The 24367-nt window shown below is 61.7% G+C and carries 16 protein-coding genes, 3 tRNA genes and 1 pseudogene; 15 read left to right on the top strand and 5 right to left on the bottom strand.

The annotated features are described in order from the left end of the window. Nucleotides 1–163: 163 nt before the first annotated feature. The 3 genes from KJQ12_RS08360 to KJQ12_RS08350 all read left to right on the top strand — a co-directional run bounded on the left by KJQ12_RS08360 (nucleotide 164) and on the right by KJQ12_RS08350 (nucleotide 410). Nucleotides 164–238, top strand: a tRNA-Gly gene (locus tag KJQ12_RS08360). A 6-nt stretch (nucleotides 239–244) separates the two neighbouring features. Next, nucleotides 245–321, top strand: a tRNA-Arg gene (locus KJQ12_RS08355). Nucleotides 322–333: 12 nt separating this feature from the next. Next, nucleotides 334–410: transfer RNA gene (locus KJQ12_RS08350), tRNA-Pro, on the top strand. Between the two features lie 69 nt (nucleotides 411–479). Here the strand turns inward: KJQ12_RS08350 and KJQ12_RS08345 are convergent. Further along, nucleotides 480–1088: a TetR/AcrR family transcriptional regulator gene (locus KJQ12_RS08345; protein WP_213484255.1), complete on the bottom strand. Its 609-nt coding sequence runs from the start codon at nucleotides 1086–1088 to the stop codon at nucleotides 480–482. A gap of 110 nt (nucleotides 1089–1198) precedes the next feature. Between KJQ12_RS08345 and KJQ12_RS08340 the strand changes: the two genes are divergently transcribed. Then, a complete protein-coding gene (locus tag KJQ12_RS08340) occupies nucleotides 1199–1744 on the top strand; it encodes a hypothetical protein (RefSeq protein ID WP_015254427.1) in 546 nt (181 codons plus the stop codon). A gap of 11 nt (nucleotides 1745–1755) precedes the next feature. Here the strand turns inward: KJQ12_RS08340 and KJQ12_RS08335 are convergent, their stop codons facing one another. Beyond that, on the bottom strand, nucleotides 1756–4671 hold the full coding sequence (locus KJQ12_RS08335) for a glycoside hydrolase family 3 protein (RefSeq protein ID WP_213484254.1): 2916 nt from the start codon (nucleotides 4669–4671) through the stop codon (nucleotides 1756–1758). Between the two features lie 141 nt (nucleotides 4672–4812). Next, the gene (locus tag KJQ12_RS08330) at nucleotides 4813–5640 is read right to left on the bottom strand and encodes an AraC family transcriptional regulator (protein ID WP_244860519.1); all 828 of its coding nucleotides are present in this window, start codon (nucleotides 5638–5640) and stop codon (nucleotides 4813–4815) included. 128 nt (nucleotides 5641–5768) lie between these two features. Here KJQ12_RS08330 and KJQ12_RS08325 point away from each other — a divergent pair, with 128 nt between their 5' ends. The 7 genes from KJQ12_RS08325 to KJQ12_RS08295 all read left to right on the top strand — a co-directional run bounded on the left by KJQ12_RS08325 (nucleotide 5769) and on the right by KJQ12_RS08295 (nucleotide 17601). After that, nucleotides 5769–7802 carry a beta-galactosidase gene (locus tag KJQ12_RS08325; protein WP_213484251.1) on the top strand — a complete coding sequence of 678 codons (2034 nt, stop codon included), beginning with the start codon at nucleotides 5769–5771 and terminating at the stop codon, nucleotides 7800–7802. 47 nt (nucleotides 7803–7849) lie between these two features. Next, nucleotides 7850–9664 (top strand): sensor histidine kinase, encoded by a 1815-nt coding sequence (locus KJQ12_RS08320; RefSeq protein ID WP_213484250.1) that lies wholly within the window; start codon nucleotides 7850–7852, stop codon nucleotides 9662–9664. After that, nucleotides 9639–11165 (top strand): response regulator transcription factor, encoded by a 1527-nt coding sequence (locus KJQ12_RS08315; RefSeq protein ID WP_213484249.1) that lies wholly within the window; start codon nucleotides 9639–9641, stop codon nucleotides 11163–11165. The genes KJQ12_RS08320 and KJQ12_RS08315 overlap by 26 nt, the downstream gene beginning before the upstream one ends. A gap of 138 nt (nucleotides 11166–11303) precedes the next feature. Next, complete coding sequence (locus tag KJQ12_RS08310) at nucleotides 11304–12266, top strand: ABC transporter permease (protein WP_015254433.1); 963 nt, start codon at nucleotides 11304–11306, stop codon at nucleotides 12264–12266. A gap of 12 nt (nucleotides 12267–12278) precedes the next feature. Further along, entirely contained in the window at nucleotides 12279–13175 is an 897-nt protein-coding gene (locus KJQ12_RS08305) for a carbohydrate ABC transporter permease (RefSeq protein ID WP_213484247.1), read from the top strand. Nucleotides 13176–13287: 112 nt separating this feature from the next. Next, a complete protein-coding gene (locus KJQ12_RS08300) occupies nucleotides 13288–15024 on the top strand; it encodes an ABC transporter substrate-binding protein (protein ID WP_213484246.1) in 1737 nt (578 codons plus the stop codon). Nucleotides 15025–15129: 105 nt separating this feature from the next. After that, nucleotides 15130–17601 carry a glycoside hydrolase family 95 protein gene (locus KJQ12_RS08295; protein WP_213484244.1) on the top strand — a complete coding sequence of 824 codons (2472 nt, stop codon included), beginning with the start codon at nucleotides 15130–15132 and terminating at the stop codon, nucleotides 17599–17601. 293 nt (nucleotides 17602–17894) lie between these two features. Here KJQ12_RS08295 and KJQ12_RS08290 read toward each other — a convergent pair whose 3' ends face one another. Next, nucleotides 17895–18632, bottom strand: coding sequence for a hypothetical protein (locus tag KJQ12_RS08290; protein WP_213484243.1), 738 nt, complete (start codon nucleotides 18630–18632; stop codon nucleotides 17895–17897). Between the two features lie 284 nt (nucleotides 18633–18916). Then, nucleotides 18917–19714 (bottom strand): sensor domain-containing protein, encoded by a 798-nt coding sequence (locus KJQ12_RS08285; protein WP_213484242.1) that lies wholly within the window; start codon nucleotides 19712–19714, stop codon nucleotides 18917–18919. 310 nt (nucleotides 19715–20024) lie between these two features. Here KJQ12_RS08285 and KJQ12_RS08280 point away from each other — a divergent pair, with 310 nt between their 5' ends. From KJQ12_RS08280 to KJQ12_RS08265, 4 genes and pseudogenes are all read left to right on the top strand, one after another. Then, nucleotides 20025–21353 carry a glycosyl hydrolase gene (locus KJQ12_RS08280; protein ID WP_244860513.1) on the top strand — a complete coding sequence of 443 codons (1329 nt, stop codon included), beginning with the start codon at nucleotides 20025–20027 and terminating at the stop codon, nucleotides 21351–21353. 132 nt (nucleotides 21354–21485) lie between these two features. Continuing rightward, on the top strand, nucleotides 21486–22367 hold the full coding sequence (locus KJQ12_RS08275) for an ROK family protein (RefSeq protein ID WP_213484241.1): 882 nt from the start codon (nucleotides 21486–21488) through the stop codon (nucleotides 22365–22367). 70 nt (nucleotides 22368–22437) lie between these two features. Then, a complete protein-coding gene (gene cls, locus KJQ12_RS08270; protein ID WP_213484240.1) occupies nucleotides 22438–23886 on the top strand; it encodes a cardiolipin synthase in 1449 nt (482 codons plus the stop codon). Nucleotides 23887–23934: 48 nt separating this feature from the next. Continuing rightward, a pseudogene (locus KJQ12_RS08265) lies at nucleotides 23935–24367 on the top strand (alpha/beta hydrolase); the annotation flags it as partial.

The following is a 24367-nucleotide window of genomic DNA, read 5'->3' as shown; positions in this document are numbered from 1 at the left end:
CATAGTGACATTATCTCAGAACAGTTATACCGTGACATTATCACAGAACAACGACAGGAACCGCAGAAACGGTCTTGACCCGGAACGGCTGGTTGCGTATAATCTAATAGTGCCCCTGAAAACGGGGAAGATGCATCAGGGTCGTTTGACCATCGATTGACAAGCGGACGTGGCTCAGCGGTAGAGCATCGCCTTGCCAAGGCGAGGGTCGCGGGTTCGATTCCCGTCGTCCGCTCCATCTCACGTGCCCATAGCTCAGCCGGATAGAGCGTTTGACTACGAATCAAAAGGTCGGGAGTTCGAATCTCTCTGGGCACGCCATTTTTATTTCATCGGGACGTAGCTCAGCTTGGTAGAGCACCTGGTTTGGGACCAGGGGGTCGCATGTTCGAATCGTGTCGTCCCGACCATTGTGAATCAGCGGGAAGACCCGCTTTCATATGCAAACACAGAAAGCCTTGGGATCGCCAAGGCTTTTCTTATTGCCGCGGAGAGTGTACCGCCGTCAGACTCGCGAGATGTCGGGCCATGATGCCGCGGATTGCGTCATCGTTGACCGCCTGATTGTTCGAAACGGCGTGCAGGGCAAGACCGTCAATCAGTGCGTGCAATCGCCGCGCTTCCAGATCCAAATCGATGTCCGGCGGCAGCAGGCCGTACTGGTTCATGGCGGCAAGCATTTTGCGGAACAGATTGTACAGCTGTTCATGCGTCTCGGCGGCCAATGCGCCGAGTCCGGCATTGGTAAGCGCCTTGCCCATAAAGGCAAGCCAGATGACCGCTTCGGTCTGCCGCTCCTCGTCCAGCGGCAGCGTCTGTTCGATGACCGTCGCCACATCGGCGCGGATGTCGCCGGTAAGCGGCATTTTCTCGATTCGTTCCCGGATCCGTTCGCCGACCCTGCGGAGCGCATAGGCCAGCAGATCGTCCTGGCTGGTGAAATAATGGCGGAGCGAACCGAGCGAAACGCCGGCTTCTCTGGCGACATTGCGCACGGAGGCCGCTTCCAGCCCGTCGCGCCGGATTACGCGCCATGCCGCATCCGCAAGCTGACGGCGGCGGACTTCATGATCGACAACTTTAGGCATATGCCCATTATAGCCGCATTGATTTCACCGTACAAGCGTGTTAAAATACGTTTTGTTTTAGTACGTTTGTATTAAATTGAGACAATAACAACCGGAAAGGAGCGGGTGTTATGATCGCGGCCATGATCATTGCCTGTGAGATCGGATTTTGGCTGTTCGTATTGGCCGGTCTGGCCTGTCGATATCTAATCGGGATGCGCCGTCTGGGAGGCGTGCTTCTGGCGAGTACGATCCTGGTTGACGTGGCGCTGCTCATTTTTACGACGATAGATATTCGGAACGGAGCCACGGCCGGATTCTTCCACGGTCTCGCGGCGGTGTATATCGGCGTTTCGATCGTCTTCGGGAAACAGATGATCCGGTGGGCGGACGGCAAATTCGCCCACCGGTTCGCCGGGGGTCCCGCACCTGCTCCGAAACCGAAGTACGGAGCGGCACACGCGCGGTATGAACGGATCATGTGGTTGAAACATCTGCTGGCATGGATGATCGGGAGCGCCATCCTGATCGGGCTGGTGCTGTACATCGACAATATCGACAGAAGCCGGGAACTCTTGAACATGATCGGCAAATGGGCGATCGTGCTGGCCATTGATTTTCTGATCAGTTTCAGTTACACGATCTGGCCGCGCAAGGAAAAAACGGTGAACGGGTAATCCGGCACGCCTCACCCGATCCGCAGCCACTGCAAATGGGCTGCGCTGCTCAGCCGGATCCACAGGCTGCGGCGGCCTTCCGGCAGCGCGAGCGCCCCGCGGCACGTCTTCCATTCCTGCCGGCCCCCCGGGGGGACAGGACAGCTTCCGGCAACGGCGCCGTCCGGACCGTCGATCCGGATCTCCGCCTCGGCGCCGTCCGCGCTCCAGGCGCGCAGTTCGATGAACGTGACGCCGGGCGGAACCGCAACATCGTCGAAGCGGATCCAGCCCCCGTCCGACACAGCCGCGCTGTCGCCGCCCTCCGAACATTCGTCGATGAAGATGCCGGCATAGCCGTCGCAGTCGACCGCGCGCGTCACTTGCCGCAGATCGCGGGGCGGCACAACCTCGCCGTTGACGTTCAGACTGCCTGCCAGGCGGATATCGGCCGATGATGCGCCGACCATGATCCGGCAGACGCCCCGTTCGAGGCACCAGCAGGATCGCGTGATGTCCCAGAAGCGAAGATCGTCCGAAGACAGTTCGAACGTCACCCGCTTCGATTCGCCAGGCGCAAGGCCGATCCGCGCAAATCCGGCGAGTTGCCGAAGCGGCCGCTGCACGCGGGAATCTTCGCACCGGATGTAGAGCTGCGGCACTTCTTCCCCATAGACATCCGACACGTTCGTGACCGTGAAGCCGATCTTTACACGCTCGCCGTACCCGATGGCATCGGCGCTTATCGTCAGATCGGCATATTCGAACCGCGAATAAGACAGGCCATATCCGAACGGATAGAGCGGCTCGCCGTCGAAATAGAGGTACGTCCGCTTGCCCTGAATGATGTCATAATCCATGAAATCCGGCAGCTGATCGGCAGAGCGGTACCACGTCATGTTCAGCCTGCCGGCCGGATTGAACCGACCGAACAGCGTGCCGGCAACCGCCCGGCCGAGTTCCTGGCCGGCATGCGCCAGATAGAGAATGGCGGGGGCGTGTTCGGCCGTCCAACCGAGGGCAAACGGATAGCTGCCGATGACGACGACGATCGTATTCGGGTTCACGGCGAGCACCTCGCGGATCAACCGCTCTTGCGGTTCCGGCAGCGCAATATCCGGCCGGTCGACCGTCTCCTTGCCGTTGATCAGCGGGTGGTTGCCGACGAAGACGACAGCCGCGTCGGCCTGGCGCGCCGCCTCCGCCGCTTCCCGCAAGCCGTCCGCTGCGATTTCCACCGCGAACCGCTCGCATTCCGCGCTGCCGGATACGCCCTGCACCTCCGCGGCGCCGGCGACATTGACCACGTTCGCCATCTCGCCGGCGTCGCCGGTGCCGGCGAGCAGCATGCCGTCCGGGCCGACGCGCACCGGCTGACCGTTCCACGTCCGGACCCTTACGCAGTCCTCATCCGACCGATCCAGTTGAAAAACTTCCTTCGTGAACCATCCCCAGATATCGTCCGCCGAAGCGAGCACGCGCCGGTCATCCGTCGTCAGAAATTTGCCGTTTCGAACCGCCGTCAGCGTCGCGCTGTCCCAGCCCCAGTCGGTCAGCTCGAACACGTCGGCGTCTTCCGCGCGTTCGGCGTCCGCTACAAGCGGCGCGTCTTCTCCTTCGGCAATCCGCACATACCGGCCCGTCGTACTCGACTTCAGCCGCACCCGGGTTGTGCCTTTCGCATGGATGACCCGGTCTCCGGCATCCACCGCGCCAGCCGGTCCATGCGGCTGCACACGGCCCGCCAGCGCTTCGACGATGCCGGCGAGAGGCGTCACCGCGTAGGGAAGGGTGCCGCTGTACCAGTCCCGGTACACGACATCGGCCAGGGGGCCGATGACCGCGATCTTGCGGGTCCGATCGGCGGACAGCGGCAGCACGCCGTCGTTCTTGAGCAGGACGATGCTCTTGCGGGCCGCTTCCAGCGACAACGCCTCGTGCTCGGGCCGCATCATGTGCGATTCGCCGATTTCGGCATACGGATTCCGGTCGTCCGGATCGAACTCGCCGAGCCGGAAGCGGACGCGGAACGTATTGCGCAGCGCGACATCGAGATCGTTCTCGGTGAGCAGCCCCATCTCCAGCGCTTCGCGGATCGCTTGTTTAACCACTTTCGCGTCATCCGTGATACTGTCGATGCCGGCCCTGATCGACGCTGCAACCGCAGCAGGCAGCGACGCCATGTATCCGTGGTCGCGCACCGTGCCGGTGACGTCGAACGCGTCGCTGACGACGAAGCCGTTCATGCCCCATTCCTGCTTGACGACGGAAGTGATCATCGGCAGCAGATTGGCGGGCACGCCGTTCACCGCATTGTACGCCGTCATCATCGAGAGCGCGCCGCCTTCTTTGAACGCCGTCTCGAACACTTTCAGATAGTACTCCCGCATGTTGCGCGGATCGATGCTGACCGACTTGTCGCCGCGGCCGGCTTCATTGTTGTTGCCGAGAAAATGCTTCAGCGTTGCGACCGCTTTCAGATAAAACGGGTGATCGCCCTGGATTCCCCTGATGAGCGCCGACGCCAGTTTGCCGACGAGAAAAGGATCCTCGCCATAGGCCTCCTCTGTGCGTCCCCAGCGCGGGTCGCGCTCGAGATCGACCGTCGGCGCCCACAGCGTGAGCCCGTTGACCGCCGGGTTGCGCCGGTACCAGACGCGCGCCTCGTCGCCGATGACGCTGCCGACGCGGCGCAGCAGATCGGCGTCCCACGTGCAAGCGAGACCAATCGGCTGCGGGAATGTCGTCGCCGGCCCAAGCCAGGCGATGCCGTGCGCCGCTTCGGTGCCGTGCTTGTACGGCGCGATGCCGAGGCGGGGCACCGCGTCCTGGTACTGGGCCATCAGATTGATTTTCTCTTCCGTCGTCAGTCTCCCGATCAGATCGTTCACCCTCGTCTCGAGCGGAAGATCCGGATCGCGGAACGGATATTGCCATTGTTCGGCCATGCATGCGGCTCCTTTCGCGGGCGGGCCGAAGCCCGCATCTTTGAATGCGCTGTCACAGTAAACGGCATTGTAGCACTCCGCGGGCCGGCCGACTACCGCAACAATCCGCACAAAAATCCGGGCAAAATGCGGCATCGGCCGCTAATGCAGCCGACGGAACTGTTCCGGTGTCATCCCGACATGCCGGCGGAACGTGGCGATGAAATGGCTGGCGTCCCGAAACCCGACCCGCTCCGCAACTTCCCGGACGGAGAGGGGGGACGAGCTGGTCAGCATTTCCTTCGCCTTGCGCAGCCGAAGCTGGATGAAATAGGCATAGGGCGACTGGCCGAACGTCTCGCGGAACAGCCCGTTCACCCGGCGGCTCGACAGATTGAGGACGCCGGCGATCTGATCCATGCCGACGGAAGGATCGGAGCAGCGGCTTTCCATCCATTCGATGACCGTCCGCAGCTGCTCGAGCCGGTCCGGATCGCCGTTTTTCCGTCCGGGCTGCGACGTCGGGTAGCGGGTCATGGCAAGCAGAAAATGATACGCCGACGTCGAAGCTTCAATGCCGAACACGTCGCCGCCCTGCTCCAGCCGTTCCAACATCTGCTCGATCAGCCGTCCCGCGGCGGCATCGGCGGGCCACTGGAAGAACGTCGACTGATGAACGCCCGCAGCTGCGAGGATGCTGTCCGCCGCCGCGCCGCCGAATGTCAGATACGCCGTCTCCCAGCGGCCTTCTTCCGCTTCATAGGTGTGAGCGACGCCGGGGAATAGCAGGATGCCCGAGCCGGAAGGGAGCGGATGCGATCGGCCTTCGACCGCTATCCGGCCTCTGCCGGACATCGTCTGCAGCCAATGGTAGTAAGGGTAGCCGTCCGGCCGCACAATCCGCTCCTGATCCGGATTGAGGCCGACGCTCTCGACGGCGAGCGGCAGCCGCCCGAGCTGCTCGAAAGGCATCACAACGCGCCGATGCACCAGCAAGGGTCTGCACCATCCTTATATTTCCGTTTTCTTATATCTGAAATCCATAATATTATATTTAACGTGAATTTAATAGCGTTTACAATGATATCAAATCTTATATTATGGGAGGATTCTGCACCATGCTGAGCCATAAGCTCCCCAAGATTTGGTATGGCGGCGACTACAATCCGGAGCAATGGGACGATCCGCACGTGTGGAGCGAAGACATCCGCATGTTCAAGCTGGCGGGCATTGATGTGGCGACGTTGAACGTCTTCTCTTGGGCACTCAACCAACCGGACGAGGAGACGTACAATTTTGATCACTTGGACGCGACGATCAACCGGCTGTACGAGAACGGCATCTATACGTGCCTTGCGACCAGCACGGGCGCGCATCCCGCCTGGATGGCGAAGAAATACCCGGACGTGCTGCGCGTCGACTATCATGGCCGCAAACGCAAGTTCGGCGGCCGTCACAATTCGTGTCCGAACAGTCCGACGTACCGCAAATTCTCCGCGCTTATGGCCGAGAAGCTGGCCGAACGGTACAAAGATCATCCGGCCGTCATCATGTGGCACGTCTCGAACGAATACGGCGGCTACTGCTATTGCGAACGGTGCGAAGCCGCGTTCCGCGAATGGCTGAAGCGGCGCTACGGCACGCTTGAAAACGTCAACAGGGCGTGGAACACCCGCTTCTGGGGCCATACGTTCTACGATTGGGACGAGATCGTGGCGCCGAACGAGCTGAGCGAGGAGTGGGCCGGCAACCGGACGAACTTCCAGGGCATCTCGCTCGATTACCGGCGGTTCCAGTCCGACAGCCTGCTCGAATGTTACAAGCTGGAATATGACGCGATCAAAAAACATACCCCGCACATTCCCGTCACAACGAACTTGATGGGCACCTATCCCGAGCTGGACTATTTCGCCTGGGCCAAGCATCTGGATGTCGTCTCCTGGGACAACTATCCGGCGCTCGATACGCCGTTCAGCTACACGGCAATGGTGCACGATCTGATGCGCGGGCTGAAGAGCGGTCAGCCGTTCATGCTGATGGAGCAGACGCCGAGCCAGCAGAACTGGCAGCCGTACAACTCGCTGAAGCGGCCGGGCGTGATGCGGCTGTGGAGCTACCAGGCGGTCGCGCGCGGAGCGGATACGGTCATGTTCTTCCAGCTTCGACGTTCGATCGGGGCTTGCGAGAAATTCCACGGCGCCGTCATCGAACACGTCGGCCATGAACATACGCGGGTTTTCCGCGAAGTGGCGGAGCTCGGCGGCGAGCTGAAACAGCTCGGCGACCGGATTCTTGACGGGCGCGTCGAAGCGAAGGTCGCGATCGTGTTCGACTGGGAGAACCGGTGGGCGATCAGCCTGTCGAGCGGCCCGACGATCGCGCTCGATTACGTCAAGGAAGTGCACAAATATTACGACGCGCTGTTCAAGCAGAATATCCAGGTCGACATGATCGGCGTGGACGAGCCGCTCGACAAGTACGACATCGTCATCGCGCCGGTGCTCTACATGGTGAAGCCGGGCTATGCGGCGAAACTCGAAGCGTACGTCGAGCGGGGCGGCACGTTCGTCACGACGTTCTTCAGCGGCATCGTTGACGAGCGCGACATCGTGCGGACCGGCGGCTATCCGGGCGAACTGCGGCGCATGCTCGGCATCTGGGCGGAGGAGATCGACGCGCTGTTCCCGGACCGGCGGAACCGGATCGTCATGACGAAACCGCACGGCGCGCTTGAAGGGGAATACGAGTGCGGTCTGCTCTGCGACCTGATCCATCTCGAAGGCGCGGAAGCGATCGCCGTCTACGGCGACGATTTCTACGCCGGCGTGCCGGTCGTGACGGTGAACCGGTTCGGCGCCGGACAGGCGTGGTACGTCGCTTCCAGCCCGGACGCGGCGTTCCTCGAAGGGTTCCTCGGCAAGCTGTGCGCGGACAAGAACATCCGGCCGCTGGTCCGAAAAGCGCCGGAAGGCGTGGAAAGTTCGCGGCGGGTGAAGGACGGCCGCGGCGTGCTGTTCCTCCTGAACCACAATGCCGATATGAAAGAAGTAGAACTGCATGAAGGCCGTTACAGAGATCTGCTGAGCGGCGAGACGGTGGAAGGACGGACGGCTGTGCCGGGCAGAGGCGTACGGCTGCTGGAAGAGGCGTGAGCGAAAGGCCGGCCGTCCGAAGAGAACGCAATGGGGGTGGACGCCCCGTGTTTCAATCCGCGCTTCAGTTCGTCAATAACCTGCGTCTTCGGACGAAGCTGGCGCTTTCATTCTGCGTCGTCGTGTTCATTCCCGTCGTGGCGGTCGGCTTGCTGCTGACCGGCGAGCTGCGGAACATGGCGCTCGATAACGCCGTCGAACAGACGCTGGCCAACGTCGAGCGCGTCAAGCAGCGCACGATGGAAGTGATCAACGTGGCGAATGACATCGCCTACCGGCTGGCGAACGACGACCGGCTGGAGACGGTGGCGAACCGGAGGTACGGCACGACCTGGGAAGTCGTGGCCGCCTACCGGTCTTATCCCGATTTCGAACAGTACGTCAACCTGTACAACGAGATCTCGAACATCCGGTTCTACATGGAAAATCCGACCATGCTGAACAACTGGGAATTCATGCAGCCGGACGAGAAGATCAAGAACTCCTGGTGGTACCGGTGGGCGATGGACAGCTTCAGCGGAACCGTGGGCTGGTATTACCTGGAGGACGAACGGGACGGCCGCCATTACCTGAGCCTCGTGCGCAAAGTCTATTTTCCCGGTGCGAAAACCAGCGGCGTGCTCGTCGTCAACGTGAACATGGACACGCTCGGCACGATCGTCAGGCAGGAATCGTTCGAGACGATGATCGTGGACGACAGCGGCACGATCGTGTCGGCGAACCGCCCCGAGCGGACGGGCCTCACGCTCGCCGGCATCGAATTTGATCCGCAGCTTGCGGAAGCCCGGCAGGGCATGTTCGAACAGCAGATCGACGGGGAAGCGTACCGCGTCCTCGTCGAGCCGCTGGCGCCGAACGCGAGCGTGAACGGGCTGCGGATCATCACCATTTTCGCGGTGGATGACATCACGGCCGATGTCGACCGCATCCAGACGACGGCGCTCATCGTCATTCTCGCCGCGCTCGCCCTCGGCATCATGCTGACCTACGCGTTCTCCGGCATGCTTACCAGGCGGATGAGCCGGCTCAGCAAACATATAACGAAGGTGGCGACAGGGAACCTCACCACCGTCATGGAGATCGACGGCCAGGACGAGATCGGCCAGCTCGCGCGCCAGTTCAATTCGATGGTCTCCAGCATCCATGCGCTCGTGAATGAAGTGCAGGAATCGAACCGGCAGAAACATCAGCTGGAAATGAAGCAGAACGAAATCCGGCTCAAAATGCTGGCCAGCCAGATCAATCCGCACTTCCTGTTCAACGCGCTGGAGTCGATCCGCATGAAAGCGCATATCAAAGGTGAGAAGGAGATTGCCCAGATTGTCCGGCTGCTCGGCAAGCTGATGCGCAAAAATCTCGAGATCAGCCGCCGCCTCGCGCATCTGGAAGATGAAATCGACATCGTCCGCTGCTATCTCGACATCCAACGGTTCCGGTACGAAGAGCGGCTGAAATATGAATTGCAGATTGAGCCGGGGACGGAGTCCATCCCCGTGCCGCCGCTCATCATCCAGCCGATTGTTGAAAACGCCGTTATCCATGGTCTGGAAGGCAAAGAGGAAGGCGGCACCGTCACCCTTCGCATCGTCCGGGACGGAGAGACGGTCCTGGTCGAGGTCATCGACGACGGGGTCGGCATGGACGAAGACCGGCTTGCCGCGCTCACCGCTTCGCTTGACGAACAGGAAGGGGAGGAGCAGCGCCGGATCGGCCTGCGCAATGTCCATCAACGATTGATCCTGATGTACGGCCCGTCCAGCGGGCTGCGTCTGGAGAGCACATCCGGCGCCGGCACACGCGTCTCGTTCCGGCTGCCGGTCGGAGGTGAAAGGCTTCATGTACAAAGTGCTGGTGGTGGATGATGAACCGACCATCCGCGAAGGACTCCGCACGCTGGTCGACTGGGAATCTTTCGGCTTCCGGGTCGTCGATACGGGCGTGAACGGACGGGATGCGCTTACGAAGTACGAGCAGCACCGCCCGGATCTCATCATCATCGACATCCGGATGCCGGGCATCGACGGTCTGGAGGCGATCGAGCGGCTGCGCGCCCGCGACAAACGGCTGCACATGCTCATACTGAGCGGCTATGCGGAGTTCGATTATGCCCGCCGGGCGATGTCGCACCAGATCGACGGGTACATGCTCAAGCCGGTGGATGAAGACGAGCTGATCGATTACTTGCAGCGGCTGAGGAAGACGCTCAACCAGGAAGCCGCCGAACGGGAGCACGCCGCCGGGTGGACGCCGGAGATGGTCGTCCGGTCGCTGCTCTCGGGAACGCCTCCCGCCGCGCTGACGGAAGCGGCCGGAAACGCCGGTCTGAACGGCGCGTCATGGGAGGCCGTGGTCGTCCGGCTTCACGGCAGGCAGCTTGAACCGGAAGTCCTGACGGAAGCCTGCCGGCGCCTGGCCTGCAAACTGTCCGCGCCGGAGCGGATCTGTTACACGGCGGAAGGCGACCTGGGACTGCTCGTGATGAACGGCGCGGGGAGCGAATCGCAGCGCGCGGCGCTTATGCATGCCATTGAAGACGCGCTCGCCGGACTACATCCGGAGGTCACGGCCGCGTCCGGCGGTGTCGTGGAGAGCTGGACGGAGATTCCGCAGTCCCACGCCCGGGCGTCGGCGGCGCTTCGCCGCGGCTTCTTCCTCGAACCGGGGCGCATTCATCCGCCGGACTCCGCCCCGCGGGATCCCGGCGGCGAGCAGGCTGCCGAACCGCCGGATCTGTCTGATCTGACGGACAAGCTGACACTTGCCATCGACGTGGCCAGCGAAGTTTCGATCGGCGAATGGATCAAGCAGGCGGGTTCCCGGCTGCTCGAATCCGGCAGCGATGAACAGGCGGTCAAGGCGGCGTGCGCACGGCTCGTCTCGGCCGTCGCCGCGCGTCTGGAAGCCCGGCGGCCCGGCTCGGCGGAGGAGACGCTGCAGCGCGGTCTGGTCGAGCTGTACAAGGCTTGCCGATTCACGCAGCTCATGGAGCGGATGCACAGCCTGCTGATCGAATTCGCCCGGCAGACGGAGCAGGGCGGGGCCGAGACGCAGGTGAAGAAAATGATCGACATCATTCACCGCCACTACGACCGTTCGCTCAAGCTCGAGACGATCGCCGCGCTGCTGGGCTACAGCAGCGCGTATCTGGGCAAGGTGTTCAAGCACAAGACCGGCGAGAACTTCAACACCTACCTCGACAAGGTGCGGATCGAGGAGGCGAAGAAGCTGCTCCTCAAGGGGATGAAGGTGTACGAGGTCGCGGAGCGGGTAGGCTACGCGAACGTCGATTATTTTCACGGGAAATTTCGCAAATATGTGGGCATGTCGCCTGCCGCGTACCGGAAAACGGCGGGCGGAAGCTGAGATGAAACAGGCTGCTGACGCGCCGGGACGGCGCCGAAGCAGCCTGACTGATTTTAATATGATTTTCGGCATAAATTGCCGGGTATTGCGGTGAAAGCGATTCCGCTAGAATGAGGGGTGTCAAACAGGAGGGTTCGCATGGAAGCGGTAACTTCAACACAGCAAACGATCAGGACGCGGAAAGAGCGAATCAGGCGTTTTTTCCGCAAGGCGCTCCAGAACCGGTGGCTGTATGCGATGTCGCTGCCGTTCGTGGTCTGGGTGTTCATTTTCAGCTACCTTCCCCTCTGGGGATGGACGATGGCGTTCCAGCGCTACAGACCCGGCAGGCCGTTCTGGGAGCAGGAATGGGTCGGACTGGATCATTTCCGAACGCTGTTTCAGGATGAGCTGTTCTATCAGGTGCTGCGCAACACGCTGGTGATGAGCCTGATGGGACTCGTGGCGGGTTTCGTCGTCCCGATCTTCTTCGCGCTGATGCTGAACGAAGTACGCCAGATGTTCTACAAGCGTTTCGTGCAAACGGTATCTTATCTGCCCCACTTCGTCTCGTGGGTCGTCGTCGCCGGCATCGTCACGAAAATGCTGTCCACGGACAACGGCGCGGTGAACGATCTGCTCATGTGGCTCGGCATCATCGACGAGCCGATCCAGTTCATGGCGAAGGGCAAGCTGTTCTGGATCATCGTCACGCTGGCCGATGTCTGGAAAGAGACCGGATGGAACGCGATCATCTACCTGGCGGCGATCGCGGGGATCGGCCCCGAGCTGTACGAGGCTGCGCGGGTCGACGGCGCGAACCGGATCCAGCAAATGTGGCACATCACGCTGCCCGGCATCCGCACGACGATCATCATCCTGCTCATCATGTCGATCGGCCACCTGATCAGCATCGGGTTCGAGAAGCAGTTCCTGCTCGGCAACAACCTGGTGCGAGAGTACTCGCAGGTGCTCGATTTGTACGCGCTGAACTACGGCCTCGGCATGGGGCGGTTCTCGTTCGGAACGGCGATCAACATTTTCAACTCGGTCGTCAGCGTCATCCTGCTGTTCACGGCGAACGGCATATTCAAGCGCGTGACCAAGGAAAGCATCATGTAAGGAGGAGCGCGCATGAGACGCAGTAGCCATTCGACATCCTTGACGGACCGGCTGTTCGACGTGTTCGTGTACGTCTTCGTGACTGCCGTCCTGGTCATCACGCTGTATCCGTTTCTGAACGTGGCGGCCATCTCGTTCAACGATTCCATCGATACCGTGCGGGGCGGCATCACCATCTACCCGCGGGAGTTCACGCTGAAGAACTATGAAGTGATCTTCTCTTACGAACATCTGGGGACGGGCTTCCGCAACTCGGCGCTCCGCACGCTGATCGGAACGGCGCTCGGCGTCCTCAGCTCGTCGATGCTCGCCTACACGCTCAGCCGGAAGGACTTCCAGGGACGACGGTTCGTCTCCGTCTTCCTGGCGCTCACGATGTACGTATCGGGCGGTCTCATTCCGTTCTTCCTGCTGATCCGCGAACTGGATCTGATGAACACGTTCGCCGTTTACATTCTGCCCGGCATTGTCAGCGCCTTCAACGTGTTCGTCATCCGCTCGTTCATCGACGGGCTCCCGTACGCGCTGCAAGAGTCGGCCAAAATCGACGGCGCGAACGATTTCACGATATACTGGCGCATCATCCTGCCGCTCACGAAACCGGCGCTCGCGACGATCGCGCTGTTCGTGGCGGTCGGGCAGTGGAACTCGTGGTTCGATACGTACCTGTTCAACTCGCAATCCGATCATCTGACAACGCTGCAGTACGAGCTCATGAAAGTGCTGCAAAGCACGCAGTCCAACGTCGATTACCGGGCGCGCAACATGACCGAGGTCATGTCGCAAGTTTCGCCCGAATCCGTCAAGATGGCGATCACGATGGTCGTCACGCTGCCGATCCTGTTCGTTTATCCGTTCCTGCAGCGTTATTTCGTGAAAGGCATGACGCTCGGCGCGGTCAAGAGCTGACCAACGCTGGAAATGGTTTCCGAACACTTCGGGATTGGCGGGTTAGCCACGAGCTAGCCCGTTGACCAATACAACATTTTTCGACTCACAGACAGGAGGGGTATCACACAGCATGAACCGACAGAGAAAATGGTTGGTCTCGCTGCTGGCCGTCGTCATGCTGGCGGGTCTGCTTGCAGGCTGCGGCGGCAAGAAGAACGACGGCAACGGCGGAGGGAACGCCGGCGGATCGCAGACGTCCGCGAACAGCGGAGGCACCGGCGACGGTTCCGGCGATTCGCTCGAGCCGATTACGTTCACGTTCTACGGCGCGGACGCGAGCCCGAACTGGCAGAACATGCAGGACGCCGTCGGCCGGGCGATCACGGAGGCGACGGGCGTGACGCTCGACGCGGAATTCGAGGTCGGCGACCCGGCGCAGAAGATCGCGCTGATCGCGGCATCCGGCGATTATCCGCATCTGATCAGCCCGAAGGGCGACCTCGGCAAACTGGTGGAAGCCGGCGCCATGCTCGACCTGACGGATCTGATCGAGCAGCATGCGCCGAACATCAAGAAGCTGTTCGGCGATCAGATCAAGCGGCTGCGCTACAGTGAAGAAGACCCTTCGATCTACGTCATTCCGACGTATGCGGAAGTGGGTCAGACATACTTCGATGCGGGCGGCGGCTTCCAACTGCAGCACCGCGTCGTGAAAGAACTCGGGTATCCGAGCATCCGGACGGTGAAAGACTTCGAGAACGCGATCCGCGAATATCTCAAGAAGCATCCGACGGACGAGAACGGCAACCCGAACATCGGCCTGTCGCTCAACGCGGACGACTGGCGCATGTACATCTCGGTCACGAACCCGGCGTTCTACACGACGGGCGGGCCGGATGACGGCGAATACCACATTGACATCGACACCTATGAAGTCACGTACCATTTTCGCCGTGAGATCGAGAAGGAATACTTCCGCTGGCTGAACCATATGAACGCGGAAGGCCTGTTGGACAAGGAAAGCTTCGTGCAGAAGTATGACCAATACCTGGCGAAGATCGCTTCCGGCCGCGTGCTCGGACTGATCGATCAACGCTGGGATTTCCAGGACGGCGAGAACGCGCTCAAGGCGGAAGGCAAGTTTGAATACGGTTACGGCCATTATCCGGTTACGCTGACGGAGGAATTCAAGGAGACGTCGTTCTGGCCGGTCGGCTTCAGCCCGGGATGGGGCGTCGGCATTACGGTCGATTGCCCGGATCCGGTCCGCGCGATCAAGTTCCTCGACTTCCTCGCTTCCGAGGAAGGCCAGATTCTCGACAACTGGGGCATCGAAGGCGAGCATTACGTCTACGATGAGGACGGCAAGCGCGTCATTCCGGATGAAATTACGGAGCGGAAGAAGAACGACCCGACGGGCTTCCAGCGCGAATCGGGCATCGGTCTCTACCACAACCTCGGCGCCCACTACGGCGACGGCGTGCTCGACTCGACGGGCAACTACTACACGACGAACTTCCCGGATCAAATCGTTGCAACGTACAACGAGGTCGAGAAGGAGACGCTGGCGGCATACGGCGCCACGACGTGGAAAGATCTGTTCCCGAGTGAAGACGAGTTCCCGGTCAAGCCGTGGGGCGCGGCGTGGAACATCCAGATTCCGGCGGACAGCGAACTGAACGTGCTGCAGGAACGGATGAAGGAAATTACGTGGCGCCGCATTCCGGAAGCCATCCTGGCCCCGCCGGAAGACTTCGACCGCATTTGGGACGATTATCAGCAAGAACTGCTCAAGGCGGGCGTCGAGAAGATGGAAGACGAATACGAGAAGCTCGTCAAGGCGCGCGTCAAACTGTGGAACGAATAATCGGGTAAGTGCGGAGAGTCCGTTTTGCGCGGGCTCTTCGTTTTTTGAGTTATTTAGTGAAGATTCCAGATATGGACCATCATGCGCAGACGGGAGAGGGACGTCATGACCGGTAAATGGGATCGATTGTGGTACCGCCGTCCGGCAAGCGTGTGGGAGGAAGCGCTTCCGATCGGCAACGGACGGCTCGGCGCGATGCTGTTCGGCGGCGTCCGGCTGGACCGGATCCTGCTGAATGAAGATACGCTGTGGGCGGGGTATCCCCGCGAGACGGTCGACTGCGAGGCCAGGCGGCATCTGGCCCGCGCGCGCGAGCTGATCTTCGCGGGACGGCTGACGGAGGCGCAGCGGCTGATCGAATCCCGGATGACCGGCCGGAACGTGCAGCCTTATCTGCCGCTAGGAGAATTGGCGATTGAATGGCTGGACGGGGAGGACGACGCGCCGGATTATGTGCGATCGCTGCAGATTTTCGACGGGGTGGCGGACGTTCGGTTCGCTTCGGGCGGCCTCCGGATGCGCCGCGCCTATTGGGCGAGCGCTCCGGATCAGGTGATCGTCGTCCGGTATGAGGCGGAAGGCGGGATGATGAATTTGGCGGCCGCGCTGTCGTCGCCGGTCAGGAGCTCGGTGTCCGTTATGGATGACGGCCGCACGTTGGTTCTTGCTGGCCGGGCGCCGAGCCATGTCGCCGACAACTGGCGCGGCGACCATCCGGAACCGGTGTTGTACGAAGAAGGCCGGGGCATGCGGTTCGAGGCGCGCGTCCGCCTTGAAACCGACGGCGTCGTTGAAGCGGAAGGGGAACGGCTGATCGTGCGCGGTGCATCCCGGCTCACGGCGTATATCGCCGCTGCCACGGCGTTCGTGGATTGGCGCACGCCGCCGGATGAGAGCGGCGCGCATTCGGCGCGCTGTGAGGCCTGGTTGCGGGAGGCGGAGCGATCGGGATATGAGGCGCTGTTGGAGCGCCACCTGGCGGATCACCGGGCCTTCATGGGCCGCGTGTCGCTGCGGTTGTCGGGAGGGGCAGAGCCGGATTCCGCCGTCGCGGGCCGTGCGGAACCGGAAGCGGCCGGCAGGGACACGGCCGATTCGGTTCCGGACGATCCGGAAGCTGCCGGATCCGCCGGTTCATGGTCTGCCTCCGTTGAATCCCTTCCGACCGACGGGCGGCTCAAGGCTTATCAGTCCGGCCATCCCGATCCGGCACTCGAAGCGCTGTACTTCCAGTACGGCCGCTACCTGCTGCTTGCGTCGTCCCGCCCCGGCACGCAGCCGGCCAATCTGCAGGGCATTTGGAACCCGTATCTGCAGCCGCCGTGGTTCTGTGACTATACAATCAACATTAACACCGAGATGAACTATTGGCCGGCCGAAGTGTGCAATCTGAGCGAATGTCATGAGCCGCTGCTTACGATGCTCGGCGAACTGGCCGAAAGCGGTGCCCGGACGGCGCGCATCCATTACGGCTGCCGGGGATGGTGCGCCCATCACAACGTCGACCTGTGGCGCATGTCGACGCCGAGCGACGGCAGCGCAAGCTGGGCGTTCTGGCCGATGGGCGGCGCCTGGCTCTCGATCCATCTGTGGGAGCGGTATCGGTTCGAGCCCGATCTTGATTATCTGCGCGGCACCGCCTATCCGCTCATGCGGGGGGCGTCGCTGTTCTGTCTCGATTGGCTCGTCCCGGGGCCGAACGGCACGCTGGTTACGAATCCGTCGACATCGCCGGAGAACGTGTTTTTGACGCCGGAAGGAGAGCCATGCAGCGTCACCTGGGGTTCGACGATGGATATGGCGATTATCCGCGAGCTGCTTGCGGCGTGCATCGAGGCGTCCCGACTGCTCGGCACGGATGAACCGCTGCGCCGCGACCTCGAGGAGGCGCTGGCGAAGCTGCCGCCGTACCGGATCGGCAAGCACGGCCAGCTGCAGGAGTGGGCCGTCGACTACGACGAGCATGAGCCGGGCCACCGGCATGTCTCGCATCTGTTCGGCCTGTTCCCGGGCTCGCATCTGAACGAGACGACGCCGGAACTGCTGGAGGCTGCGCGCGTGACTCTGGAGCGGCGGTTCCGGCACGGCGGCGGCCATACCGGCTGGAGCTGCGCGTGGCTCATCCTGCTGCATGCGCGGCTGAAGGACGCGGAGACGGCCCGCGGGTTTATCCGGACGCTGCTTGCCCGCTCAACATACCCGAACCTGTTCGACGCCCATCCGCCGTTCCAGATCGACGGCAACTTCGGCGGCGCGGCCGGCATCGCGGAATTGCTCGTGCAGAGCCACCTCGGCTCGGTCGATCTGCTGCCCGCCCTGCCTGCGGACTGGCGCAGCGGCGAGGTGCGCGGCCTGCATGCGCGCGGCGGCTTCACCGTCGATATCGCGTGGGCGGGCGGCACGCTGCGGGAAGCCCGCGTGGAATCGCGATACGGCAAACCGCTCCGCATCCGATACGTGCGGCCGGTTGCCGTCCACGGCCCGGACGGCGCGCTTCTCGCGCGCATCGTTCCCGGCGAAGCGCCGCCTGCCATCGAGACCGTCAAAGGCGGCATCTACCGGGTCGTGCCGGTATAACGCTGGACTGGTGAAGGCGGGGCGAGCGGGAGGCTGTAACGTGGATACCGCGTTACAGGGTCGAAGAACCCTGCGCGTGAGAGGCTGTAACGCGGATACCGCGTTACAGGGTCGAAGAACCCCGCGCGTGAGAGGCTGTAACGCGGATACCACGTTACAGCGTCGAAGAAGCCCGCGCGTAAGAGGCTGTAACGCGGATACCACGTTACAGTGTCGAAGAAGCCCGCGCGCGAGGGGCTGTAACGTGGATACCGCGTTACAGTTAACCGCCCGGGAAACGGCCGCCTGTCATGCTACAGCGGCTCGAACAGGGCGATCTGCCGCTTGCCGGCCTTGAGCAGCGCAAGCCTTCGATATCGTTCATGTCGAAGCTTGTGCGACTTGTCCGCAACAAGTGCAACGACCGACGCGCCGGGACGAAGAAGGGGGAAGAGACTGTCGAGCATCCGGGCGGCCGGATCTGCGCTCCCGCTCCGCCATCCGGTCAGATGGCCGTAGGGAAGATCCGCAATGACGATGTTGACGGGGCAGAATCCGCTGTTCCGAACAGCGTCAGGAGGTCCGGCTGTAATATCTGCCGGGAAAACTTCAATGGATCCAAGAGTTCCCCGGGCACGGTACTCGTCCAGCACCGCGGCGCTCTCGAGCGCCTCCGCGTGCGACGGCTTGCCGTACTGCTCATACAGTTCGCGAAGCTGTTCGATGCGCGCGCGCATGCCTCCCGCTGTGAGCAGCGACAGGTTGCGCCTTGCTGTTTCAAGCATCGATTCATCGATGTCGGAGGCGAGAACGGCGCGAATCTGCGCACCATGCAGCAGACCGATGACCGCCAACATATATCCGCTGCCGCAGCACGGGTCATACACCACATAAGGTCCCGGATGACCGCGCTCTTCCAGATCGTGAAAGCAGCGCTGCACGATTTCGTCCGCCAGCCGTACCGGAAACGGCGCCGCGCCTTTCGCGTTGTACAGCACCCGGCCGCTGGCGAAATGTTCGCGAGGCTCGTCTGTTGCAAAACGGTATTCCAATACACATCACCTGAACATTGCGTCATACGGGCATCATAACACAATTTGCCGGCATACGGCAGGAGCAGGATGAGACGGAAGCGAAACGGACACGGCAGAAACAACCGGCAATTAGAAAGAAATGTCGGGAAAAAATCATCTGCGGGAAAATGCGGAGGAGGCCCGGATCAATCGTGCGTTCAACCGGATTGTCCATGGAGAGGCGCATGGGAGATTCGGGCCGGCCGATGCGCAAGTGCGAAAAGGCCGGCCGAACGGCGACGCATTCGAGGAGAAGGTAAGTGTCAAGACCGCATCGTGTCCGCGGCGAGGCGGGTTTCCAGTCTTTCAAGCTCGATCGGCAGCGAAGACGATGCAGGCTCGGCGTCATCCGCTTGCCCGTTCGGCGCCGTTCCGGACAGGCCCGCCACAGCAGGGGATGCCGGGGCGTGGACAGCCGCCGCTTCAGGTTCCGATCCGGCAAGTCCCGAAATCCACGCTGCGTAGAACCGACCGAGCATTCGGATCATCGCCGGGACAAGCAGGACGAGCAGGAAGCCGAAGCCGCCGACGATCCAGGATTGCTCGTACGGTGCCAGGCCGAACGTACGGCCAATCCACGCGAACAGCCAGCCGTCCGCAAACAGCTCGTATTCGAATTGTCTTTCGACGATGAGCCATGCGGCGGGGGCGAGCATGACGGCCAGCGCCGCAGCGGGCACGACGATCGCGAGCGTGAAGCAGACCACCCCTGCGGGAAGCTGCAGCAGGCAATAGACGATGCCGCGATACGATCGTCTGTCGGTCAGCAGGGCCAGCAGACTTCTCAAGCTCCGCTGTTCCCGCGCCGGTCCGCCATGATCCGCCGTCGGCGCATCCACCGGTTTCTTGCCGCTCATCCAGGCGGATGTCAGTCCGTATTCGCTTTCCATCATCCGCCGGCAGACGATCAGCACGAACGCCAGCAGCGGCAGTCCGATGATGACCGCGGAGGCGGCGATGCCGACGGAAAGGCCGATCACCGCAAACAGAAACGACCCGATTCCTTTCGGCAGTGACAGGAGCAGCAGTTTCCAGGCTTCTCGTGCCGTTTGTTGCTTCATGATACGAATCCACGCTTTCGCTTTGGTGTTGTCGAATTGACTCCATCGTACCTTACCGCCGCTGTTCCCGCATCGGTTCGCGGCCTGACGTTCATCCCCGACCCGGGTCCGGCGTCACACCCGGACGTTCGGCGAAATGCCGGCCGAGCCCGCCGGTCCATCCACCAAACGACAACCTATCAAAATAGACAAAAATAATTTGGTATTGTTTGCCTAAAAGTTATTGATATAAGATAACAATAAAACGACTAACAAACAAACTTTGCGCAGATTTGTTAGGTTGATCAGATGGAGAACGGAGGTCGTACGGTTGTCCAAATCTTCCCGCTTCCCGCGCAAGCATGCTGTTCCCGTACTCTTGATTTCGGCGGTGGTCATGGCGGCTGTCCTGATATGGGCGTTCACGCGTTTTTTGCAAACAACCAAACCGGACGGCGGGCTGCCCGCTTCAGCCGATACCGGACAAGATGGCACCGCGTCCGATGAAGATGAAGTGCCGATGCTGAAGCTGGTCGATTCCCAGGCGTCAACCGCGACCCGCTCGCTGTTCCGGTATCTGCAGGAATCGCGGGGAAAGCGCATCCTGTTCGGCCATCAGCATGCGACGACCGAGTTTGTCGCGGTGACCGGCCATCCGGTCCAGTCCGATGTCCATAACGCCACGGGCGATTTTCCCGCCATCTTCGGCTGGGACACGCTGAGCATCGAGGGCAAGGAGAAGCCCGGCATCAGCGGCAACATCGAAGCGAGCCGCGAGCGGCTGATCGAGAAGATGACAGAAGCGCACAAACTGGGCGGCATCATCGCGCTCAGCACGCATTTTCCGAACTTCGTCACCGGCGGCAGCTTCTACGACACATCCGTCGGCGCGGTTGAGCATATTTTGCCCGGCGGCAGCAAGAACGCCGAGTTCAATGCGATGCTCGATCACGTCGCGTATGTGGCGAACCATCTGAAGGACGAGAACGGCGAGCTGATCCCGATCCTGTTTCGTCCTTTCCACGAGCAGAACGGCAGCTGGTTCTGGTGGGGAGCGCCGCTGACGAAGACGAGCGACTATATCGCGCTGTACCGTTATACGGTGGAATATTTGCGCGACCGCGCGGGCGTGCACAATTTCCTGTACGTCTTTTCACCGAACGGACCGTTCGCCGGCGATGAACGGACGTATCTCGCGACTTACCCGGGCGACGAATATGTTGACATTCTCGGCATGGACCAATACGACAACCGGGATCATCCGGGTACCAAAGGATTTCTGAACGGCCTGGCCCGGGATCTCGCGATGATCAACCGGCTGGCGGACGCGAAGGGCAAGATTGCGGCGCTCGCCGAGTTCGGCTACAGCCCGCAGGGGATGAAGCCCCGGGGCAACGGCGATCTCTCATGGTTTACGAAAGTGCTGAACACGATCAAAAACGATCCCGACGCGCGTCGGACCGCCTATATGCAGACTTGGGCCAATTTCTCGACAGACGGCAATCTTTTCGTACCTTACAAAAATGCCGCGCTGCTGGGCGACCACGAGCTGCTCCCGGACTTTATCGCGTTCTATGAAGACGAATACACGGCGTTCGCCGGCGATCTGTCCGGCGTGTATGACAGGAAGACAGCCGCCGGGCGATCCGGCAATCCATGACAAGCCGCGGATCGGTCTGCGGCCGGGCGGGGCATGCGGAATTGCCCCGCGCCATTTCGTTTCGCGACATGCCAGGACGGCGGACTCTGTGCTATAATGCTGTAGACTGAAAAGCTTGAGGGGGAACCGCATTTGCGCATTGGAGCAATCGAAGCCGGCGGAACGAAATTCGTGTGCGGCGTCGGCGACGAACACGGCAACATCGTGGACCGCGTATCTTTCCCGACGGAGAGGCCCGAGCCGACGCTGGAACGGGTCATCGACTACTTCCGGGACAAAAAGGTGGAGGCCATCGGCATCGGCACGTTCGGTCCGATCGACATCGATCCGTCCAGCCCGACCTACGGGCATGTGACGACGACGCCGAAGCCCGGCTGGTCGGGATTCGATTTCCTGGGCACGATGAAGCGGGCGTTCGACGTCCCGTTCGGCTGGGACACCGACGTGAACGCCGCGGCGTACGGCGAAGCGGTATGGGGAGCCGCCAAAGGGCTCGACAGCTGCGTCTACTACACGTTCGGCACCGGCGTCGGCGTCGGCATCTTCGCGGAAGGCCGGCTGGTGCACGGCCTGCTTCATCCCGAAGGCGGTCACGTCCTGACGCGTCGTCATCCCGACGATACATATGAAGGATTTTGTCCGTACCACGGCGACTGTCTGGAAGGGATGGCCGCAGGACCGGCGATCGAAAGGCGCTGGGGCGTGAAGGGAAGCGAGCTGCCGCCGGACCATCCGGCATGGCCGATGGAGGCGTTCTACATCGGACAGGCGCTCGCGTCGACCATCGTGCTGCTCTCGCCGAAGAAAGTCATTCTCGGCGGCGGCGTAATGCACCAGAAACAGCTGTTCCCGATGATCCGCGAGGAAGTGAAGCGGAATTTGAACGGTTATGTGGCACACGACGCCATCCTGAAGGGCATCGACGATTACATCGTGCCGCCGGGACTCGGCGACAACGCCGGATTGTGCGGAGCGCTTGCCCTGGGACTCGCCGCGCTGCGCGTCCAATCATAATGAGAAGAACGGCTGCCTTCCCGTCTGTTGCGCGGGAAGGCTGTTTTCGCAATCGGGAGGCCCGCCGGGTATGACGGTTTTGCAGAACATCTCCATGTTTCTTGCGCTATTCAACCTGTTGTTCGCCGCGACGATCGTCTTTCTGGAACGGCGCAATGTCGCGGCGACATGGGCCTGGATTCTGGTGCTCATCTTCCTGCCCGGTCTCGGATTCATCCTGTACCTCATCCTCGGGCAGAACCTCAGCCGCCGCCGTTTCTACAAGATTCGCGCCGCGAACCGGAAGCGGATGGAGCGCATCGTGAACCGGCAGCGCGAGATGTTCGCGGAGAGCCGAATCCGGTTCAACGACCCGCGGATGGAGCCGTACCGCGATTTCATGTACATGAATCTGTCGAGCGCGCACGCGATCTATTCACAGGACAACGCGGTGGACATCTTCAGCGACGGGGAAGCGAAATTCGACCGGCTGCTTGCCGATATCGAGGCGGCGGAAGACCACGTTCATCTGATGTATTACATCGTGCGCGACGACGAGCTGGGCCGGCTGCTGATGGACAAACTGGTCGAGAAAGCGGCGGCCGGCGTCGAAGTCCGCTTCCTGGCCGATTATATCGGCTCGCACCGGCTGCCGCGGCATTTTTTCCGGCCGCTGACCGAAGCGGGCGGGCAGGCGGCGTATTTCTTCCCGCTGAAGCTCGGACTGCTCAGCCCGCGGCTGAACTACCGCAACCACCGCAAACTGGCGATCATCGACGGCCGGATCGGCTATATCGGAGGGTTCAACGTCGGCGACGAATACCGCGGCCGAAACCCGCGTTTCGGTTACTGGCGCGACACGCATCTGAGGGTGGCGGGCTCGGCCGTGCAGCAGATGCAGGCGCGGTTCCTGCTGGATTGGAACCTGGCCGCGCCCGACCGGGCGGTTGTCGCGGGGGAGCGGTATTTTCCGGAGAAAAACGGACCGGGGCGCGTCGGCATGCAGATCGTCTCGAGCGGCCCCGACCAGGACCAGGAGCAGATCAAGAACGGCTTTATCAAAATGATCCACGAAGCCGAATCGTTCATCTATATCCAGACGCCGTACTTCATACCGGACGACAGCTTCCTGACGGCCATCCGGATCGCGTCGCTCTCCGGGGTCGACGTCCGCATCATGATCCCGGCCCGTCCCGACCACCGGACGGTCTATTGGGCGACGTTCGCCCATCTCGGCGATCTGCTGCAGAGCGGCGTGAAAGTGTATCTGTACGGCAAAGGATTTCTGCATGCGAAAACGATGGTGGTGGACGGCAAAATCGCCACGGTCGGCACGGCCAACATCGACAACCGCAGCTTCCGCCTCAACTTCGAAGTGAACGCGTTTCTGTTCGACTCGGAAACCGCGGGACGGCTGACGGCCCTGTTCGAGGAAGATCTCAAGGAATGCGTGGAACTGACGACGGGCATGTATCAGGACCGTCCGATCCTGCACAAGGCGCGTGAATCGGTGGCGCGGCTGCTCTCGCCGATCATGTAAAAACATCAGCCATGACGTGCGCAAAGGCTGCAGCGCGGAGGTGGATCCATGGACTCGGAAAAGCGAAAACCATCGGTCTTAAGACGGCTCGCCCGATACGCGGCGGTTCGGTCGGCGGCGGCTTTCCGACGCGACACGTCCGGCTGGATGGCGGCAAGCGCCGGCGTCACCGTCGTCTGGACGGCGGCGGTCGCGGTGTGCGCCCTCGGCATCCCGACGGGGATCGGCTACGGATTTGACGCGTCCCTGCTCATCGCGGCGGGCCTGATCGGCCTGTGGGGATGCGGCGCGGCGGCAGCCTATGTCCTGTCGCTGCTGATGCTGCCGATTCCGCGGCTGTTCGCCGGCGTCTTCCTGACGTCGGCGGCCGGGATGACCTATGCCCTGAACGATACGGATATGGGCTGGGCGGGCGCGGTCGTCGCCGCGGTCATCACGGCCGCGGGAGCGGCCGCGGGCGGGCTCGTCATGGCGCTCGTCA

Origin of the sequence: Thermobacillus xylanilyticus (assembly GCF_907165215.1) — a bacterium.
GTDB classification, from domain to species: Bacteria; Bacillota; Bacilli; order Paenibacillales; family Paenibacillaceae; genus Thermobacillus; species Thermobacillus xylanilyticus.
Note: the sequence above shows the minus strand (reverse complement) of the source record. Positions and strands in the feature narration are given on the sequence as shown.

Excerpts from the sequence above, each read along its gene's own strand:
- KJQ12_RS08335 (WP_213484254.1), bottom strand. The coding sequence starts at position 4,671 with ATGGCCGAACAATGGCAATATCCGTTCCGCGATCCGGATCTTCCGCTC.
- cls (WP_213484240.1), top strand. The coding sequence starts at position 22,438 with ATGACGGTTTTGCAGAACATCTCCATGTTTCTTGCGCTATTCAACCTG.
- KJQ12_RS08300 (WP_213484246.1), top strand. The coding sequence starts at position 13,288 with ATGAACCGACAGAGAAAATGGTTGGTCTCGCTGCTGGCCGTCGTCATG.
- KJQ12_RS08315 (WP_213484249.1), top strand. The coding sequence starts at position 9,639 with ATGTACAAAGTGCTGGTGGTGGATGATGAACCGACCATCCGCGAAGGA.
- KJQ12_RS08305 (WP_213484247.1), top strand. The coding sequence starts at position 12,279 with ATGAGACGCAGTAGCCATTCGACATCCTTGACGGACCGGCTGTTCGAC.
- KJQ12_RS08340 (WP_015254427.1), top strand. The coding sequence starts at position 1,199 with ATGATCGCGGCCATGATCATTGCCTGTGAGATCGGATTTTGGCTGTTC.
- KJQ12_RS08345 (WP_213484255.1), bottom strand. The coding sequence starts at position 1,088 with ATGCCTAAAGTTGTCGATCATGAAGTCCGCCGCCGTCAGCTTGCGGAT.
- KJQ12_RS08310 (WP_015254433.1), top strand. The coding sequence starts at position 11,304 with ATGGAAGCGGTAACTTCAACACAGCAAACGATCAGGACGCGGAAAGAG.
- KJQ12_RS08295 (WP_213484244.1), top strand. The coding sequence starts at position 15,130 with ATGACCGGTAAATGGGATCGATTGTGGTACCGCCGTCCGGCAAGCGTG.
- KJQ12_RS08325 (WP_213484251.1), top strand. The coding sequence starts at position 5,769 with ATGCTGAGCCATAAGCTCCCCAAGATTTGGTATGGCGGCGACTACAAT.
- KJQ12_RS08285 (WP_213484242.1), bottom strand. The coding sequence starts at position 19,714 with ATGAAGCAACAAACGGCACGAGAAGCCTGGAAACTGCTGCTCCTGTCA.